The organism is Acinetobacter sp. WCHAc060033 (assembly GCF_004209125.1).
GTDB classification, from domain to species: domain Bacteria; phylum Pseudomonadota; class Gammaproteobacteria; order Pseudomonadales; family Moraxellaceae; genus Acinetobacter; species Acinetobacter wuhouensis.
The window spans coordinates 55,738-76,034 of record NZ_SGSW01000015.1; the positions used below are offsets into that span (position 1 = coordinate 55,738).

17 protein-coding genes and 1 other RNA gene are annotated in these 20,297 nt (G+C 38.0%); 11 read left to right on the plus strand and 7 right to left on the minus strand.

The features are described 5' to 3' along the window. Positions 1–49: 49 nt before the first annotated feature. Entirely contained in the window at positions 50–775 is a 726-nt protein-coding gene (locus tag EXE10_RS08685) for a sulfite exporter TauE/SafE family protein (protein WP_130113091.1), read from the plus strand. Between the two features lie 95 nt (positions 776–870). Here EXE10_RS08685 and EXE10_RS08690 read toward each other — a convergent pair whose 3' ends face one another. From EXE10_RS08690 to EXE10_RS08700, 3 genes are read right to left on the minus strand one after another with little or no spacing between them, the layout of a single operon-like run. Continuing rightward, a complete protein-coding gene (locus tag EXE10_RS08690) occupies positions 871–2,370 on the minus strand; it encodes a sulfite reductase subunit alpha (protein WP_130113092.1) in 1,500 nt (499 codons plus the stop codon). Positions 2,371–2,380: 10 nt separating this feature from the next. Further along, on the minus strand, positions 2,381–2,971 hold the full coding sequence (locus tag EXE10_RS08695; RefSeq protein WP_130113093.1) for a PepSY-associated TM helix domain-containing protein: 591 nt from the start codon (positions 2,969–2,971) through the stop codon (positions 2,381–2,383). Between the two features lie 28 nt (positions 2,972–2,999). After that, on the minus strand, positions 3,000–4,556 hold the full coding sequence (locus EXE10_RS08700; protein WP_130113094.1) for a DUF2271 domain-containing protein: 1,557 nt from the start codon (positions 4,554–4,556) through the stop codon (positions 3,000–3,002). A gap of 105 nt (positions 4,557–4,661) precedes the next feature. On the opposite strand from EXE10_RS08700, the gene EXE10_RS08705 reads away from it, so the two are divergent. The 4 genes from EXE10_RS08705 to EXE10_RS08720 all read left to right on the plus strand — a co-directional run bounded on the left by EXE10_RS08705 (position 4,662) and on the right by EXE10_RS08720 (position 8,666). Continuing rightward, on the plus strand, positions 4,662–5,558 hold the full coding sequence (locus EXE10_RS08705) for a DUF4198 domain-containing protein (protein WP_130113095.1): 897 nt from the start codon (positions 4,662–4,664) through the stop codon (positions 5,556–5,558). A gap of 390 nt (positions 5,559–5,948) precedes the next feature. Continuing rightward, complete coding sequence (locus EXE10_RS08710; protein WP_130113096.1) at positions 5,949–6,827, plus strand: sulfite exporter TauE/SafE family protein; 879 nt, start codon at positions 5,949–5,951, stop codon at positions 6,825–6,827. Between the two features lie 142 nt (positions 6,828–6,969). Then, complete coding sequence (locus EXE10_RS08715) at positions 6,970–8,061, plus strand: 3-deoxy-7-phosphoheptulonate synthase (protein WP_068974628.1); 1,092 nt, start codon at positions 6,970–6,972, stop codon at positions 8,059–8,061. Between the two features lie 80 nt (positions 8,062–8,141). After that, entirely contained in the window at positions 8,142–8,666 is a 525-nt protein-coding gene (locus tag EXE10_RS08720; protein ID WP_130113117.1) for a protein tyrosine phosphatase family protein, read from the plus strand. A gap of 116 nt (positions 8,667–8,782) precedes the next feature. Here EXE10_RS08720 and EXE10_RS08725 read toward each other — a convergent pair whose 3' ends face one another. From EXE10_RS08725 to EXE10_RS08735, 3 genes are all read right to left on the minus strand, one after another. Beyond that, the gene (locus EXE10_RS08725) at positions 8,783–11,887 is read right to left on the minus strand and encodes a M66 family metalloprotease (protein ID WP_130113097.1); all 3,105 of its coding nucleotides are present in this window, start codon (positions 11,885–11,887) and stop codon (positions 8,783–8,785) included. A gap of 282 nt (positions 11,888–12,169) precedes the next feature. After that, positions 12,170–12,898 (minus strand): histidine phosphatase family protein, encoded by a 729-nt coding sequence (locus tag EXE10_RS08730; RefSeq protein ID WP_130113098.1) that lies wholly within the window; start codon positions 12,896–12,898, stop codon positions 12,170–12,172. Positions 12,899–13,007: 109 nt separating this feature from the next. Beyond that, positions 13,008–13,859 (minus strand): 3'(2'),5'-bisphosphate nucleotidase CysQ family protein, encoded by an 852-nt coding sequence (locus tag EXE10_RS08735; RefSeq protein WP_130113099.1) that lies wholly within the window; start codon positions 13,857–13,859, stop codon positions 13,008–13,010. A gap of 399 nt (positions 13,860–14,258) precedes the next feature. Here EXE10_RS08735 and EXE10_RS08740 point away from each other — a divergent pair, with 399 nt between their 5' ends. From EXE10_RS08740 to EXE10_RS08765, 6 genes are all read left to right on the plus strand, one after another. Further along, positions 14,259–14,945 (plus strand): HAD-IA family hydrolase, encoded by a 687-nt coding sequence (locus EXE10_RS08740; RefSeq protein WP_130113100.1) that lies wholly within the window; start codon positions 14,259–14,261, stop codon positions 14,943–14,945. Next, positions 14,929–15,369 (plus strand): RNA-binding S4 domain-containing protein, encoded by a 441-nt coding sequence (locus EXE10_RS08745; RefSeq protein WP_068974624.1) that lies wholly within the window; start codon positions 14,929–14,931, stop codon positions 15,367–15,369. The genes EXE10_RS08740 and EXE10_RS08745 overlap by 17 nt, the downstream gene beginning before the upstream one ends. Positions 15,370–15,556: 187 nt before the next feature. Next, a complete protein-coding gene (recA, locus tag EXE10_RS08750) occupies positions 15,557–16,597 on the plus strand; it encodes a recombinase RecA (RefSeq protein WP_068974623.1) in 1,041 nt (346 codons plus the stop codon). A gap of 190 nt (positions 16,598–16,787) precedes the next feature. Further along, entirely contained in the window at positions 16,788–17,642 is an 855-nt protein-coding gene (locus EXE10_RS08755) for an SDR family NAD(P)-dependent oxidoreductase (protein ID WP_130113101.1), read from the plus strand. After that, positions 17,642–19,120, plus strand: coding sequence for a class I adenylate-forming enzyme family protein (locus tag EXE10_RS08760; RefSeq protein ID WP_130113102.1), 1,479 nt, complete (start codon positions 17,642–17,644; stop codon positions 19,118–19,120). Before EXE10_RS08755 ends, EXE10_RS08760 begins: the two co-directional genes overlap by 1 nt. Positions 19,121–19,216: 96 nt before the next feature. Continuing rightward, entirely contained in the window at positions 19,217–19,915 is a 699-nt protein-coding gene (locus EXE10_RS08765) for a regulatory protein RecX (RefSeq protein WP_130113103.1), read from the plus strand. 125 nt (positions 19,916–20,040) lie between these two features. Here the strand turns inward: EXE10_RS08765 and ffs are convergent. After that, positions 20,041–20,137, minus strand: an RNA gene (ffs, locus tag EXE10_RS08770) — signal recognition particle sRNA small type. Positions 20,138–20,297 lie beyond the last annotated feature (160 nt).

Sequence of the window (20,297 nt, forward strand, 5' to 3'; positions counted from 1 at the left end):
TAATTCAATCGAATTCATAATTTAATTTCTTCAATACATCAACAATCCAATGCTTTATATTCTTCTTGCGTTCATCGGCATCATTTCTGGCATGATCAGTGGTGTCGTCGGCACGGGTTCATCAATCATTCTTTTACCGATATTGGCTTATATTTTTGGTGCGAAATTAGCCGTACCGATCATGGCCATTGCTTCGATTATGGGAAATGTTTCCCGAGTCGTGATATGGCGTAAAGAATTAAACTATAAAGCATTTTGTCTATTTGCCAGTTTAGGTATTCCCTGCACCATACTCGGTGCAAAAACCTTGTGGATGATTTCTCCAAAATTATCTAGCTTGTTTATTGGTTTATTCTTTTTACTCCTTATACCTTTGCGTCATTGGGCAAAGAAAAATCACTATCAACTTAAAGATTGGCACATGGTGATTGCAGGTGGCATTCTAGGCTATTTAACAGGTGTCGTATTTTCGACAGGCCCACTTTTACTGCCTGTATTTAGTAGTTACGGTTTAAGCAAAGGTGCATTGCTCGCGACTGAAGCGGCTACATCATTTGCCATGTATTTAAGTAAAAGTTTTACTTTTGGTGCTTTAGGCGTTTTAGATTTCAAAATACTCATATCTGGTATTTTGGTCGGTTTAACACTCATGATTGGCAATTACATTGGCAAAGTTTTTGTATTGAAAATGTCTGAGCACACATTCAATCTTATGCTCGATGCGATGTTATTGATTGCCGCATGTTCAATGCTGATTGAGGTGTTTATGCATTAATCTTTGCACATGAGTCATTGAATGCTAAATCACACAAATCAGAATATTTCCTTTGCATAATCTTAACGTTCATTTTTCACATAAAAAGAGATGAATTAATACACATCTCTTAAATAACGCTTTTGTTCAATAAGTTGTTCAAATTGGCGCTGACCTAAAATTTCGATCAAAGCTGTTTCAACACCTTGTGCCATGCCATGCAAACTACCACAAATATAGATTGAAGCGCCTTGTTCAATCCAAGTTTTGAGCTGTGTAGATTTAGCAATTAGACAATTTTGTACATATTTTTGCGTATTTTCATCTCTAGAAAATGCCAAATCAATTTCAGACAAAACTTCATGTTGTTGCCATAGGCTCAGTTGATTTTCAAAAATACGATCTACGGATTGCTGACGCTCACCATAAATCAGCCAATTCTTATGTAAACCTAACAATTCACGTTGTCGAATATGCGACATTAAACCTGCAATGCCTGAACCATTCCCAATCAAAATAATCGGTGAATCATTTTCAACAAGGTGAAACGCAGAATTTGAACGGATACGACAATCCAATTGATCACCAATAACTAAAGATTCAGTAAGATAACCCGAACCTAAACCCAGACCATCTTCATTGATTTCCTGACGCACCACCAGTTCAAGTTGGTTTTGAGTTTGGATACTGGCAATTGAATATTCACGAATCGCTAAGTTTTGAGCCTGCTCTAGCCATTGCTCAATATTTTGCGAATTGTCAAAAGTTCGTAAGTTTTTAAATTTTAACCACTCAAAAATGTCTACACGATCCAAACCTATTTGTTCAGTAATTTGAAAATGCTGAACAAATGCATCAATTTGAGAAGCGGTATTGGCACATTGAATTTCGAGAATATCGCCTGATTTCCAATTTACCCCATCAAACTTATTTAATTTATTAAGTTTCGTCAAAACCAAATGAAACATTGGATGTCCCAAACTGCCACGATTCAATAGATGGCGTTCAGACAATATAACTTTTTGAAATGGTTGTTGTTCCAATGCAATCATATCTGTTTCAGACTGATCTAAGACTTGATTTAATTGCGACTGCCAAAACTGTAAATCAGTTTGACTTAATTGATCCACACAGACTATCGGAAACCAAGCTTGGGCATTGTTGTCTGCTAGCCATGCATCTAGTCTTTTTCCAAATTCACAAAAATTTGAATAGTGTCGATCGCCAAAAGCCAAAATTGCATACTGAATGTCATTCAACTCAAATGACTTTGTCATTACATTTCGAATAAATTGACGCGCTGTGTCAGGTGCATCACCCTCACCATACGTACTGACTAACCATAAGATTCTTTGATCATTTTTGAATAAATCTGCTTTAAAGTCTGCAATATTCAGTGTTTGAACAACATGACCAGCAGCTGAAAGTTGTTGTGCTGTTTGCACAGCATAATTTTCAGCTTGACCAGACTGACTTGCATAGACAATTAATATTGGATGATCAGCCTGTTTTAACTTTTCTTTTGACTTTGACTTAAGCAAAACCAACAAGAAAATGACGTTTAAAATCAAAACAATGAGCAAGGAAATTAATACGATCAGTACAGCATGTGTCATTGTTCTAACCTTATACCACTGACCAAACTAAAAGCATCAGAATTGCCAAACTCAATATCGTCAAAACAATATGGGTTTTTAAGCGGGTTTTGATACTTAAAAAGAGGATATAACCTGCTAAAGACAATAAGGTGATAATGATCGCACTTAGATCAATCAACCAAGACCATGCTTTTCCAGAGTTTTTACCCCGATGCAAATCATTAATAAATGAAACCGTTGAAGCCGGTTTAACTGTTATTTCAGCTTCCCCAGTATCTAAAGTCACATAAATATCAGATATTCCCGCAGGACTTTCCATATGGATCATGACTTCATTGTCCATCACTTCACCACTTTTATAACGTCCGACAAGCTCATGGTTCTGACGTATATAATCCACGATTTGCTGACTCGGATTCTCTTCTCCTTTAATCTGGGTGAGCAATTGCGGAGGAAGTGTGATGGTTTCGGTATTTTCATCTTTTGACGGCGTAAACCATTCAGGATGGTTCAATAGTAGACCCGTCACAGAAAAGAAAATAAGGACTATAAATGCAAATGCTGACAACCAACCATGCACATAACGTGCATGGCGGTAAAAATCTCGACGTTGATACACTATTAAATTCTCTTGGTGAATGTTTTCATTAATTCACTTTTTGGAAATTCAATTTTACAGCACCAATTTCCTTTTGCGCAGGTAAATTTTGACTAGACGCTTTGGCTTTCACATCTAAGTTAAAAGTTTGGTATGAATGATCACCATGTTCACGTGAAGTTTCGACATGGATTTGATATTGTCCTGCTGCAACAGCTTTGCCACTGTCATCTTTACCATCCCAAGCCAATTTATAATTCCCAGGCTGACGTGATGGTTTAGCAACAGCGTCTAAGTTTGGCATTTGACGACCATAACGACGCCACCATACATAGTTTGAATTAATCCATTTTTCATCTTTACCCCAAGCAGCAAGGGTACGGACTAATTTTTTATCACTATCGGTTACCCATACAGACACATACGGCGCACGATAGTTTTCGACTGCAATTTTAGGAATCGTAAAATCAACTACGGCCTGATAACCTGCTGGCCATTTTGCAGATGCATTGACTGCAACATTTTTAAAATCAGCTTGTTGTGGAAGTTGTACCAATGCATTCCACCCCGTAGATTGGTGTGTTTGACCATTGGCAAGTGTTAACTGAGCTTCATAACCAACTAAAGATTCAATCAGTTGCATACCTTCACTTGGTGTCATTGCCACTAAAGCAGTTGCTAATGCATCGGCATCAGCAGCACACGAACCGACAACCACACATTGTTCAACATGCTGTACAGGCAAACCTGTTTGTGGATCGAGTAAGTGTGATTGCCCAGCTAAGTCACGATAGCCTTGACCACTAAAAGCCACGGCTTGATCATTTAACTTTAATACTTGGCTCGGAGCCGCATTGTCATAATGATTAAATGCATCTTGCGCGCCAACTTGCCAACCTGCTTGACTTGGAGATGAGCCCCAAACACGCATATCGCCACCAATATCTACTAGAATCCCTTGTAAATGAGGGACAGCTTCACGTGCAGTAATTAATGCACGGTCAATGATATAGCCTTTGGCATAAGCATCTGGGGCAAAAGCGACAGCTGAATCCATTTGAATATTTTTTGAATCAGCATCGATTTGTACATGACTTTCTTTTAATTGTGCAATCAATTGTTGACGAGTATTTGCATCAACTTCAAGCACACCATGTGCCTGTTGCCACATGCTGATTAAATTGCCTAAACGTGCATCAAAAGCACCACAGGTTTGGCCACGCAATGCTTCACACGCTGCAATGACATGATATAAATCAGAAGATGCATTGATTTGTTTTTGTTGGTTTAATTGAGAAATTTCGCTGTCTGCCTGCCAAGTCGACAAGACTTCATTCAATCGAGCAATTTCATTTTCAATGGCTATGGTTGCACGTTGCGCATCTTGCTGAGATGTCCCTGTGATCACTACATCCAAAGATGTTCCTAAAACATGATCACGATGAAAATGATGACTTTGTAATTGAACATTTTCAGACGGTGTTGCTTGTGCATTCGTCGTCGTAGCAAAAGCATTTAATGGAGAAATCAGTGCGAGTGCCATTACCAGAGGTGATAAACGAAATACAGCGCGAGTTGAGGTTGAATGTCGACTTGAGAATGACATACCGATAAGCTCCAAATTTTTTTAAAATAATATTGATAATGAGAGTTGTTATCAAGTACATTATTGAAAATTTTACACTCTTAATGACTCTTGGAAGAATTTAAAATGAATCAATGGTTAAAAATCGCACTCCTCTCAGCACTACCTGTTGTCGGTTCGGCTCATACAGTCAGCCCTTTTATTCTGCCTGAAGTTTTTGACACCAATGCTTCACCGAATGTCAGTTTCCAAAGTGCGATGACACTCGAGAAATTCTTTGTTCCAAGTTTTAATTTTAAAACGACGTATATAATCACAGATCCTAAAGGTCAAGACAGTAAAATCAATCCTGCAGCTGAATTAAAACGTTTTAATGTTGCTGAATTTGACTTACCGAATGATGGTACATACCGTATTCGTACAGAAAATGCTTTAGGCAACGCGAGTAAATATGCATTGGTTGATGGTCGTTGGTTACGTGTACGCCCTGCACGCCCACAAAATGCCAATGCTCAAGCACCTAAAGCAGAGCCTGCTAAAACTGAAGCAGAGAAAAAAGCGGCTGCACCTGCTCAACCACCACGTGTGATTTCTGCTGATCAAGTCCCTGCTAATGCACAAACTTTTGAAACTAAAAATAATATTATCGCTGAAAGCTTTGTAACTAAAGCAAAACCAAGCCCTGTACCTGCTATAACGAATAAAGGTTTTGAAGTTAAATTTACAACGCATCCAAATGAATTATTTTCAGGTGAATCATTAAAGGCTCAAATTTTGGTGAATGGTAAACCCGTACCAAATCTTGAAATTGATGTGTTTAAAGGTGCGAGTAGCTATGAAGCAAGTGCTTCACGTGAACAACCACATGTGAAAACCAATACTAAAGGCGAATTTGAAGTTAAATTTGATAAAGCAGGTATTTATTTAATTACAACATCTTATCCAGAAGCAAATCCAGACAATACTAAAAAACCTGCAAGCGAAATTTACACGTATGGCTTAACTGTAGAAGTTGCAGAATAAGTTAGTCATCTTGCATTATTAATGAACAAACTTTGACTGATTAATATTGGTCTAAGCAAGTTAAATGCGATATTTCAGAATATGGAATATCGCATTTTTTCTTTTACATTCGATGAGTTGCAATTGACTCTAGGCGAATAAAGTTTTTTATTTGAATCAAATATCCGTACTTTAATGATTTAACAAAGTCAAATTAAGAAAGTTTGGATGGGTGTGTTAATAAAAGCATTGCTAAAAGCTATCATGCAATTCTAAAACTCAAACCATAAATGTGTTAAGCATCAAATTTTACTTTAGCATTTTTTGTCATAAGCAAATCAACAATCAAGACAACCACTTATACAAAAAAGTCATAAGATATGCCTGTTTTTCGATATTCGGCAATAAGTCATGTTTGGTCCCGTTGAATTTATTATGGCTGGCGTTCTCGTCGGTTTCTGTGTTGGCATTACAGGTGTAGGTGGTGGTTCACTCATGACCCCAATCCTGATTAGCCTTTTTAGGATTGAACCTCATATTGCCATCGGGACTGACCTTTTATATGCAGCCATTTCCAAGTTCTGCGGTTCAATGGTACATGCCAAAAAACTCAATATTGTTTGGCCCATCGTTTTATGGTTAGCACTTGGCAGTATTCCAGCATCATTTATTACCCATTGGGTGTTAGACACTTACTTGAGTGGTTCATCTAGCTACAAAGTCGTGCTCACTACCGTACTTGGTTTTATGCTAACGATTACGGGTTTATCTATCATGTTCCGTGCGCGCATTGAAAAGCTCTTTGCCAAGTTTCGTGCTGAAAAACACGACCTCAATGAAGCAAGTAACTTTTCAATTGAAGGTAAAAAATTATATGTGGTGATCATGGGCGTTGTCTTGGGCGTATTTGTGACCCTTTCCTCCGTCGGTGCAGGTGCCTTTGGAATCATGGCTTTGATTCTTATGTTCCCCAATTTACCCATGATCCGCATCATCGGTTCAGATGTTGTCCATGCCGTATTACTCACTTCAGTTGCAGGATTTGCCCACATGACTTCGGGTAATGTTGATTTCCACCTTCTGGGTTGGTTATTGGCAGGTTCAATTCCAGCGATTATTGTCGGTACATTGATTAGCTCAAGACTACCTGAAAAAATGATCCGTAAAATTTTAGGTGTTACCCTCTTTGCGCTAGGTGTGAACTTTATTTTACACCCAGTGAAAGAGAAACCTGCTGCCAAACCACAAACTGCGATGGTGGTGCAAAACCATGCACAACATCAAGTTTAATGTTAAGCTGTAATTAATAACTAATAATTATGAATTGATCGCGAAGTTTTAATACGTTATTTATGACAAAACCTTGATCAATTCATGTTATATTCTGACCACTAAAAATACTTTCCGTATGTTCTAATACCCAGTGACGGCAATGAATACATTAAATTCAAATCCAATTACTCAATCAGATATTGATGACGTGAATGTCCAAAGCATTCAAACTCTTGTAACTCCAGCAGAACTTAAAGCTGAATTACCTTTAAACGATAATGCCTACCAAACTGTATTGCATGGTCGTGAAACAGTACGCAATATTTTAGATGGTAAAGATAAACGTCTATTCGTTGTGATTGGTCCTTGTTCTATTCATGATCCAGTTGCTGCACATGATTATGCAGATCGCTTGAAAGTGTTGAGCGAAAAAGTTAAAGATACCTTGTATATCATCATGCGTGTTTATTTTGAAAAGCCTCGTACAACAGTAGGTTGGAAAGGTTTGATCAATGACCCTGATATGAATGATTCTTTCAATATCGAAAAAGGTTTACGTTTAGGACGTAAATTATTGCTTGAGTTGAATGAAAAAGGCTTACCTTGTGCCACTGAAGCACTTGATCCAAACTCGCCACAGTATTATCAAGATTTAATTTCTTGGTCTGCGATCGGCGCGCGTACCACTGAAAGCCAAACACACCGTGAAATGTCTTCAGGACTATCTTCACCTGTTGGTTTTAAAAATGGTACAGATGGTGGTTTAACTGTTGCAACCAATGCGATGCAATCTGTAAAACACGGTCATAGCTTCCTTGGTTTAAATAACGAAGGTCAAGTTTCTGTTATTCGTACCAATGGTAACCCTTATGCACACGTGGTTTTACGTGGTGGTAATGGTAAACCGAACTATGACGCAGGTTCTGTTGCTGAAGCTGAAAATGCACTTGCAAAAGCCAAAGTTAGCAACAAAATCATGATCGATACCAGTCATGCCAACTCAAACAAAGATCCGTACTTACAACCTTTAGTATTGAAAAATATTACTGAACAAATTATTGATGGTAACAAATCAATCGTCGGTTTAATGGTGGAAAGTCATATCAAAGGTGGTCGTCAGGATATTCCTGCAAATCTTTGTGATCTTGAATATGGTAAATCTGTGACTGATGGCTGTATCGACTGGGAAACCACTGAAAAAGCATTGCTCGAAATGGATGCAGCTTTAAAAGAAATTTTGCCAAATCGTTAATTGAATGCAAAACGCCATCTACATAGATGGCGTTTTTGTTTATGATGTTATTGTTAATCAAACCTGTCTGTAAGAATGCTATGAACGAACTTGAACAACAACTCAGTCAAATCGCAAACTTCCAATTTGTCCACGAACATCTTATGACGTCTGGTCAGCCGACTACGGAACAACTTAAACAGATTAAAGAATATGGTGTTGATACAATCATCAATCTAGCTTTTACCGATGCAAATCCACATCTTGAGCATGAAGATAAAATCTGTGCTGAACTTGGACTCAACTATATTCAGCTCCCAATTCTGTGGGATACGCCTGCCGATGACCAATGTTTGTTTGTTTTAGACTTAGTTGCACATTTGGTTCAAGAAAAAATGGTTTGGGTTCATTGTGCCAAAAATATGCGTGTGAGTAGTTTGATCTATTTATATCGTCAATACTTTATGGATATGGATATGCCGACTGCACAAGAATTGATGCATCAAATTTGGGAACCGAATGAAACATGGACAGGCTTGATTCATGCCGTAGCGCTACAACTGCAAGGCCGTAAAGCGACTGAGGATTTACAACATTCATTGATGCATGTAGATCAGTTTTCTTAAAAATATAACACCTTTGATATCTTTGACCGATTTTCAATATAAAAGCATCCAGTATGATAAAAAAATAAGCGCCCTTAGGCGCTTATTTTATAGCGATCTGAACAATCTGATTCTGCTTAATGAATCAATAATTGTTTGATCAATGGTAAGTTTGCTGAACTTGTCGCAGCCAAGATCAAACTATTATTGGAGAGTAAACTTGTCCATTTTTGATTCCCACCCGTCCCGCAGTTATAACTAATCAAACGGGCACGATTGTTATTTAAATAGCCATATTCTAAATCAAAACATTTTGAACCTTGTTCAATGCGTTGTAATGTAGAATTAATCATCCAAACCTGCGCTGAACTCTCATTATTACATGATGCAAGATTGATCACACCAGCCTGACTTGCTAAACATTGATCCATATATTTCTTACTATGGATTTTACCCATCGCATCATAAATCCATTGTTCAGAGTCATCCCCAGTACAAGCACTTTTACCACTGATGTAGGCATTTAGCTTGCCATCAGACAATGTTTCTACCTTCAAACAGTTGGTTCCATTTTTTAGACTAGAAACTTCATTTAAATTAAAATCACCTTCTAATTCCAATTGTTTTACAAAGGCTTGGAAGGCTTCAATTGCTTCAGTGTTACCACTTACAAGATCTGAACGATAGACATTCACCCAACGATTTAAACGATAGAGCTTAATCTGTTGTTGTGTATAACGGATGACTTCAGATTGCGCATTTGCACTAAGTTCATCTTTAAATAAACGATAAGAATCGAACAATAATCGTGCTTGAGCATCTAGTTTCACTACAGCCTTACCCATATTTGCGACAAGTGCATTGTCCAGTTGTGGCATTTCTATCGCTCTTAAAGCTGAATAACCCTTTTCACGACCAATTTCAACAAAAGGGTTCATTGGTACATCATTGATAGGAATATCAATGTTGGACAATTGAATTGCCTGCTCACCTTCTTTTTGACAGTATAAGTTGACATGTCTAGGTTGGTCTTCTTGTGCCAAATTGATGTGAAACTTATTGGCATTACCCGCGTCTTTACCCGTCATACGATTTGGAGAAAGAGCAATATTTTCAGCAGGACGTCCTGAATATTGAACATTCAGCCAGCAATTTGCAGCTGTGCTATTGGTATTGGCTTGTGGTAAATTAAATACATTACCCCAGTTTCCACGTGCTGCTGGATAAACAATTCCAACTTGTTGTACAGGATCATAACCACCCAAAATCGTATAAACTGGCACACTGAACAAACGTGGTTTTAAAAAGTTTCCATCTTGGCTGTTGTACCAAACATAGCCTGACTGTGGCACTTTGGGTTGGGCATTTTCCATTGTACGAGTGGTAGGATTCCATTTTTTATAGCCTGTATTTGAATCCTTATCCCAAACATATTTATCAAATGCAGGTTGAATTTTCAGCCATGTGCTATATCCAGTATAATGTGTGTACTTAGAAATGCTACTTGCAGAAGCCCCCCCTGACATCGCATCCCAACCATAAGCATATAGGTTTTGGAAATTTGGTACACCATTGCTACCATCACCTAGGTTGGTATTGCCCCAGTTAAGATTGCCACGCATTTTGTTACGATATGCGATATACCCCCAACCACTGTCCGCATGATGTGCAGCCCAGAAGTAATTACTCCCCGACTGACCTGGATAATGCCCGAGCCCGTAATGGTGTCCAATTTCATGACTAAATTCATTTCCAATAGAATCAATCAATGTCAAAATACCATTACCACCACTTAGCCCGTGGTTTGATTCACCATTGGCATATTTACCACGTGCATGATGAATCACTACACTTTGAGTCACTTGTGGTTGATCTTGACTCTGCATAGATGAGCTTGTTACCCCCCAATTTGCAAGGTTAATACCTGTACTAAATGTTGATTTAGCAGTGTTTTCACGCATATCACCGCTATAGACACCACCATCCGTCACACTGACAGAATCATAAATCGTACCATTGGCCACCATGACCCTATCTAATTTCATTTCATCGTATTTGCTCACAATCATTCGTGCAGCAGGGATGGTTTGAAAATAATCTGTGCCCGCTTTTTCAGGCTCAAGCAACATATAGTGTCCACTTGACTGTGGTGCTTTGGTCAACAAGCCTAAACGAATACTTTGCACGACCAACTCACCTGGTGCTGCAAAGTCAATGTCTGCCTCACCTAATGTTCCACTGCGTTGATGCTCAGGATCAACGACTTTGATCGACAAACCTGCTTTCACTTCTTCCCAAGTTAAAGCTAGACTCCATGCTTGTTTTGAATAAGATACTCGTGGTCGACTGTCATTATTCGATTGATCCGAAACAGCTATACGGGAGGGTTCCTTTAATTTAGCAGTCCGGACGAGTCGACTCCCTTGATAAATCTCTACTTGTAATTGATCCAAATCCCCCATTGCTGGATGAGGTGTCACCAAAAGTAAAGCCTCTTTTTCCGAGGTTAAACGTGGCATTTTATCCTGTTCATTATTTTTGGGATTAACTACGTGGCTTTGTGCAAATTGCACCATTGCATTAAAACTACCAATTAAGTCATTACGCAATAAACGATTTTCACCCTGTGCATTAAAATCGTAAAAGCCAAGCAAAGTTTTTTCAGTAACATCCTTCTTAGGCTCAGGATATTTTGAAATTGGTGTACTCGGGCCAATTGGCGTACTTGGAATACTGGTATCTGGCTGAATTGGTGTACTTGGTCCAATTGGTGTGCTTGGAATACTGGTATCTGGTTGAACTGGCCTACTTGGTCCAATTGGCGTACTTGGAATACTGGTATCTGGCTGAATTGGTGTACTTGGTCCAATTGGTGTGCTTGGAATGCTCGTATCTGGCTGAACTGGTGTACTCGGGCCGATTGGCGTGCTTGGAATACTGGTATCTGGCTTTTCATTTGAACTACCTGAACCATTCCCCGACGAATCACCACCAGTGGAGTCACCTGAGTCATTATCTGATGAACCTCCACCAGCAGAGCCTCCTGAACCACTACTTGACGAACCGTCACCAGTAGAACTATCTGAACCATCTCCAGGAAGCTCATTGGTTCCATTTCCTGGATTTTCTGGTACTTTCGAAGGTTTATCTGCTTCATAATAACCTTCACTTCCCCCGCCTCCACATGCGATTAACATCGCTGAAAGCGTACAAACTGTTAAGTACTTAAACCTTAATTGCATCACATATCCCACCTATATTTATAACGCTTTATCTCTATTTTTAATTTTTGAGATTCAGTTAAAAATTCATTTTTTTCAACATGTTAAGATAACACAATACCTAAAATTAAGTATTTTCATTTTTATTTAGGTCAGAGAATTATTTTCTGAAATTATGATTAAAAGCAGAATAAGAACTTATATTTTCATATTTATTATTTTTAAAATGCGCATAAAAAAGAAGATCCATTTACATAGATCTTCCTTTTAGAAATAAGTATTTTTATAGTTGAATTTCGCGATTTATTGTCGAAACTCACGAATTGATAAATGTCCTAACTGACCGCGCCAAATCCATTTTAACTGGCTATCATCAAAACTATCGCCCTCAAACCATACAAACAAGCCTTCCATCATTTCAGGCCAATCTGTTTGATCGATATGAGTACGCTTTGAAATCACCGCAATAATTGCAGCTAAAATCGTATCATGACTAACAGCCAAACTGATTCCATTAATATTAGTAGGATGCGTGTCATAAATCAGCTCTAAGACATCCACAACACCATTAATTGGGTGTTTCATTCCAGGCAAAGCATTATTCACAAAACTATTGATAAAGCCCAATGCACCTTGTTTACGAAAATAAGGTGCTGCCTGCTTAATATCGAGAACAAAACTACCAGGTTCTACAAGCAAACCTTTTTCTACAATTTCAATGTGATGGGTATTATTTTCAGGTGAGATGTAATCCGCTCCTTGAATCATCAACGCAGCGGTATCGACACAACGTTGAATCGGGCTAGAAATACAGTGCTGAATCACACGGTCTGTATTATCAATTAGATAAGAGCCCCAAGCTTGAGCCAAATCACGACCTTGCGTCGTCAATTGCAAATCATAACCAGCCAAGCCCTGCCCACTCACCATTTCACGAATCGAATGCCGAGTAAATAATGTGACAGGTGTTTTTGCATCAGGCAATAAATCGATTGCTTTCAGCATGCTTTTCGGCAATAAATCTAAAGCCATAACAACTCATAACTCTTTTTGTGACCTGCTCCACTATAACATAAGGAGCGAAAGCCTCAATCTAATCTAAATCAATTCCAATTGCTATAAAATTGATATGCTTATCGCACTAAAGGCTAACATTGGATAAGGCTTCTAAAGCAATTTGTTTATTCTCTTGATTTCTATAGGCAATAAAGCCTTCATTTAACAAAGTATCTCGCTGATTATAGGTGAATGGCACAGCATCTAAACTCAGCAAACCACCACCGATACTTTCTAATAACCCTTGCCCTGCACTGGTATCCCATTCTGAGGTTGGGTGAAAACGAGGGTAAATGTCAATTTCGCCCTCAAGCATCATACAAAACTTATATGCACTGCCTGCTTCACGACGAATCACAGGTGATTCTTGTTCTATAAAATCAATATATTGCTGATATTTTGGATTCTTACTACTGTGGCTTAAGCCAACTTGGATTGCATCTTGCTCTACATCTTTAAACTTACAATAGCGTTCCCAAGTATTTTGGGTAAATGAATATTTATAAGGTAATTCAGTCAGATAACCGATATACATGACTTGTTCAGTTGGTACAGCGATAATCGAAAGTATAGTTTGATGTTCTTGAATCAAACTCAGGTTAATGGTGAATTCATCACGCTCATGAATAAATTCTTTCGTACCATCCAATGGATCTAGCATCCAACAAGTTTGCCATTCATAACGATTGGAATTATCACTTTCTTCAGACAGTACAGGAATGTTCGGGGTAATTTCAGCCAGTTGTTTAAGTAAATAATTATTGACGCGTAGATCTGCTTGCGTCACTGGAGAATGGTCATCTTTTTCATCAATTTTAAAGGCTTTTCCATCGCAATAATTTTGATATTCTTCAAGTAGGATTTGACTTGCGTGTGCCAAAATCGGCACTAATTTTAAAATTTGTTCATCTTGTGGTGCGTGTGTAGTGATAAACATTAGGATTAACCTAAATGAAGTCTGATATATGCTCAAGCCTAGCACTTTTTTATGTTAAATGCATGAATTTGAATATTTACAAAAGCTCTCTACGCAAATCGATTTTTTAGTTCAAAGCATATTTCAAAAGAATACAGAAAGTTCCTTCTCCCTTTGGGAGAAGGCTAGGATGAGGGCCTTTAAAAAAACCTCTCCCACTTGCGAAACGATGTTTCTCATCCTTAAAGGAGAGGGAACATTCAATATTGATTCAGAACTTGCCGAAACTAACATTCGCATGAAGTCTAATATGTTATGCAAAAGTATGAGTATGATCTTAAGGTCAGCATAAAACTACCCAATACCCAAGCAATTCACTATACTAAGCCTTGATTTAAATGCACTTGAAAGTTGAATGATATGAAACCTATTGTGATGTTTGACATGGACGGAACACTGCTCGATTTAGCTTTTGATGATCTCATTTGGAACACCAAACTGCCAGAACGCCATGCAGAAACACATCAATGCTCACTCGAACAAAGTCAGGCAACCTTAAAAGCATTCTATCAACAACACAATCACACCCTATGCTGGTATTCATCAAAATACTGGACAGAAAAAGTCGGTGTCGATGTTTTAAAACTGCAATACGATTATCAAGATAAAATTGCACCGAGAATCGGATGTTTTGAACTACTCAAAGAATTAAAAGCACAAGGTTATCGTTGTTGGTTACTGACCAATGCAGATCAAGCAGGTTTGAAACTTAAACTTGAAAATATTGATCTCAGCCCTTATTTTGAAGTGATGATCAGTAGTGAAGAGATTGGATATTCCAAAGAATTCGTTGAGTTTTGGCAAATTCTACAAGAGAAACACCCTTTTGATCCACAGTATGCCTGTTTGGTGGATGACACTGCTCCAGTACTCAAAGGTGCTGAAAAGTTTGAGATTCAACATTTAGTCACCATTACCCAACCATCAAGTGGACGCGCTGCACGTCATGCTTTAGAGTTAGAATACCCTGCAATCAATCAGTTAACTGAACTTTTACCATTATTAGAGAAAATTCAAAATAAGGATGTCGATGTCAAAACAGCCTGAGAAACAAGAAGTTGAATCAATGCGTGTGGACAAATGGCTTTGGGCTGCACGCTTTTTTAAAACTCGTTCAATTGCCAAAGCGGCAATTGAAGGTGGTAAGGTTCACCACAATAACGAACGTGTTAAAGTTTCTAGAGAAATTAGAGTGGGAATGGAACTGACCATTCAGCAAGGTTTTGATCGTAAAACAGTGGTGATCAAGGCACTTTCAGCAGTTCGTGGTGGTGCACCAATTGCACAGCAACTTTATGAAGAAACCGAAGTCAGTGTTGCTCGACGAGAGTTGATTTCTACCCAAAGAAAATTGCATAATCTTGCCCGACCTGATCATCGACCAAGTAAAAAAGATCGACGAGATATCAGTAAATTTAAACAAGAAAATGATCAACAATTTGACCAATCTTGGTCTTATGATGATGACTAAATTGGTTTAGGTTGAGCGCGACACATTATGTCGTACAAATGTTTTTTTAACTTCTTTTAATATAGAACCGTTTTTTGTTTTCTGTCACTATAACTGCCGTGGACGAAAGATCTAATTTAATCACATCCACTTAAGATATTAGTCACTGAAAAGATAAGTGAAGCACATCGTTTTTGAGGTTTACGAGATGGATGATAACAAAAGCAAGGCGCTCAATGCTGCCCTAAGTCAAATTGAAAAACAATTTGGTAAAAACACGGTGATGCGTTTAGGCGACAACACTGTTCAAGCGGTTGAAGCTGTATCTACAGGTTCTTTAACACTGGATATTGCACTTGGTATTGGCGGTTTACCGAAAGGTCGTATTGTTGAAATTTACGGCCCTGAATCTTCTGGTAAAACCACAATGACTTTACAAGCCATTGCGCAATGCCAAAAAGCAGGTGGAACTTGTGCCTTTATCGATGCTGAGCATGCTTTAGATCCACAATATGCACGTAAATTGGGTGTAGATATTGACAATCTTTTGGTATCACAGCCTGACCACGGTGAGCAAGCACTTGAAATTGCAGACATGTTAGTACGCTCTGGTGCGATTGACATGATCGTTGTCGATTCTGTTGCAGCGTTAACACCGAAAGCCGAGATTGAAGGTGAAATGGGCGACTCGCACATGGGCTTACAAGCACGTTTGATGAGCCAAGCATTGCGTAAAATCACAGGTAATGCCAAGCGTTCAAACTGTATGGTGATCTTCATTAACCAAATCCGTATGAAGATTGGTGTGATGTTTGGTAGCCCAGAAACCACGACTGGTGGTAATGCATTGAAGTTCTATGCTTCTGTGCGTCTTGATATTCGTCGTATCGGTCAAGTTAAAGAAGGCGATGAGATCGTCGGTTCTGAAACACGTGTCAAAGTTGTGAAGAACAAAATGGCGCCTCCATTTAAAGAAGCTTTATTCCAAATCATGTATGGTAAAGGTGTTAACCATCTTGGTGAATTGGTTGATCTTGCTGTTGCACAAGAATTGGTTCACAAAGCAGGCGCTTGGTATTCTTATAATGGTGATAAAATTGGTCAAGGTAAAAACAATGTGATTCGTCACTTAGAGGAAAACCCTCAATTGGCGAATGATCTTGACCGTATGATTCGTGAAAAACTATTAACAACCGCTGTTGTGACTGAAGAAAAAGATGAAGAAGAACCTGAATTCTTAGATGTTTAATTTTATAAATTGATCTTCTAAAAAATTAGAGTTCCATAAAACGCCTTTCGGGGCGTTTTTTATTTCTAAGTCTTACTTTTATTGTATAGTTCGACTTGAATAAATATGATAAATACTTATGCTTTGAAATCAGACCGCATATTTACAAAATTTGAATAACAACAACCGAATCACCTTAAATTGAATCATTATGCAAAAAATATTAAAACGACTTTGTGAATCACTATTCTTTCAAGCACCGTCGCTTTCAACAGCAACTTTAAAACAGCATTTTGAAAATAAAACCATTCTGATTACGGGTGCAAGCTATGGTATCGGTGAAGCATGTGCGACTTTATTAGCACCGACTCAATGTCAACTGGTTCTAGTCGCACGAAGTACAGACAAACTGACAGCTTTACAAAAGCAACTCACACAACAAGGTCAATGCCAGATTGAAATCATCAGTGCTGACCTATATCAACCCACTGCTGCTGAAGACATTTTTCAAAACTTAAAAGCCAAAAATATACAAGTCGACATTCTGATTCACAACGCAGGAAAATCAATTCAACGCTCAGTTTGGGAAAGCTTAGATCGCCCACAAGACATTGATCGAACGATTCATATCAACTACATCAACCCTGCTCAGTTAACACGCCTATTACTACCTGATCTTAAAAAGGCGCAAGGTAAAGTCGTGATTGTATCCACCATCAATGCCAAGTTATTTGCCCCACCACTATGGTCAAATTACCAAGCGTCTAAAACCGCGATGCAACAATGGATTCTATCCATTCAGCCAGAGCTTGCTGTGTATGGTGTAACAGCAAGTTTGATTTATCTGCCACTGGTACGAACACGTATGATCGAACCAACAAAGCAATATAATCAAATGCCTGCAATGCAAGTTCAAGTTGCAGCTCAAGCGGTGCTTTCAGGTGCTATTTCCCATAAAAGACAATGGCAACCTTGGTGGCTTCCCTTTGCAAGTGTATTGAGTAAAGTTTTTGCTACTCCAATTTATTATTTTTACCTACATTGGCTTAAACGGAAGCAAAACTAATGCAAAGCTTGGTGTCGACGAAATGGATATTTTGGATTAAGTGGCTACTCAGTCTATGTCTAAGTTGTATCAAGCATGGCGTTCATTTATATAGCCTTTTAGATGCATTGACACGGATTCAGAAAGATAAGATTGCCGTTATTATTGATGATCAAAGCATTCCTTATAGCGCACTCAAACAAAGAACCGATCAACTGATTCATCTCTGGAACTCCCCAGAAAATAGTCCATTACTCCCCCAACAAATCGGACTATTATTACAACAAAACTTAGATGGACTTGCATCTTTATTTGCACTCAGTCGCTTAGGTAAAGACATTATTATTCTCAATCCTAATTTAGTCATTGATAAATTGCATGCATTGATTGAACAAAAACAACCGTATTTGATTGGAAATTTAACAACACTCAATCAACTACAAGTCAAAAATAGTTTCGCTATTCCAACAGTACAAGATCTAGCACAAGATCAACAATATTCCCCTATTCAAGCAGTATCAATCAGACCTTATTATTTCAATAAAATCAGTGTCTGCTCTTCAGGCTCTACAGGTGTGCCTAAAGTTGCTACCCGCAAGTCCAATCCATTACAAAGTTTGCCTTTATTAGACTTACTCTTGAGAAAATTAAAGTTTCTTAAAATTCAGAAAATATTTGTTATGACACCGATTTGCCATGCAGCAGGTTTGACCGCAAGTTTAATGGCTTTTAGTTTCAATAAAACGGTCATTTTACAGCAACGTTTCAATGCTAAAACTGCCAGTCAGCTGATTGAACAACATCAAATCGACAGTTTGAATTTAGTTCCCACGATTTTATATCGCCTACTGACGTCTAATGCACCTTTAAAACCTGTCAAATATATCATTTCAGGCAGTGCGCCATTGAGTCGTCATCTCATCCTACAACTCGTGAAAGAATATTCTAATATTCAGCTATTTAATCTCTATGGTAGTTCAGAAACGGGGATTAATCTTTTTGCAACACCTGATGATCTAAAAAGTCATCCCGAAAGTATCGGCAAAGCCATCAAAGGTGTTGAAGTCAAAATTGCGGATCATGATGGAAATATTTTAGCACCTGAGCAAATTGGAACCCTTTGGACAAAATGCGCATGGTCGATTCGTCCCAATCAATGGATGCACTGTGGTGATTTAGCCATGTACGATCAGCACGGTTATTTCTATTTAAAAGGTCGCCAAGATGACATGTTGATTTGTGGTGGTATCAATATCTATCCGATTGATTTAGAAAATATTCTCTACCAACATCCAGCTATTCAATATGCCCAAGCTTATGCTATTTCTGATCACGAACTTGGACAATGTTTAGCAGTGAATGTCATTTTAAAATCATCGATTGAAATTGTAGAGCTACACGATTGGATCAGTCATCATGCACCACGATATTTAAGACCTAAAACCATTCAAATCATTGAAAATATTGCGACTGATAGTATTGGCAAACCAATTCAATAAATAATACGCATTCGTACAGCATTTACACTGTTAAATAAATAGATTCAGGCTAAACTTAAATCTAATTTGTAAATCAATTCTCGTTGTTAAGTGATTATGAGCCAAGCTAAATTTCCCAAAATGTTAGATTATGAAAAATTAAAACAGCAATTTGGAGAATCCTCTACTGAATCGAATAGCCGTTCAAAATACGTGAATCACAAATCTGAGCACAACATAGAAAATAGTCTTGAAGAATGTACAGAAATAGACATTAAACAAAATACTGATCAAAGTTTTGAAAATAGTTGCAATATACAAGATGAAAATGCATTTAATGCTGAACAAGATCTTGCGCCTAAACCTAAAGGGCTGACAGGCACACGCTTACGCTCTTATGCCTTTGCAGTACTGGCGCGTAAAGAATACTCAAAAGCAGATTTAATCGAGAAATTAGCCACTTGGGCGCAAGATCGCGATGAAGTCCTGACTTTAGTTGAAGAACTTTCTGCTAATCATTACCAAAGTGATCAACGTGTGGCTGAAATGACCGTACGAAGCCAAGTGCGTAAAGGCAAAGGACCCAATCGGATCAAACTCGCCCTTCGTGCCAAACATTTAGATAAAGAGCTGGTCAAGGAAGATATTGCTGAAATTGATTGGTATGAACAAGCCTATCAACTCAAAGTTAAAAAATATGGTACTGACGTCAGCAAAGATCCGAAAATCAAAGCCAAACAAATTCGCTTTTTACAATATCGTGGTTTTGAAATGGATGCGATCATGAAAGCAATTTCGAAAAAGACAGATGAATGATCAAAAATTTGATGAATAATTTAAAATTAAATTTTTAGAGATCGTTTAAATAGAAATGAATTAGAGAATCTAGAAATAAAAAAAAGAATAAAACACTATATTATAATTTTTAAAACTGGTGGCAACCCTACTAGCAAAACCTCGGCACATCGTAATTCTGATACCGTTGCTACCTTCCGGTCCTGGCGGGGTTTTCAGAGTACAATTGCGAAGCCACCAGCAGGGCTACCATTGCAAGAACAGAGTATAGAGATTTTTTATTTTCTTTCAAGCCAAACATTGTCTTTTTCACAAGTTATTCATTCGTTTGCTTATTTCACAATCAAAATACTTATAAATGGCTTTTAAACATACAATTTCAAACCATTATAACGATATAAAT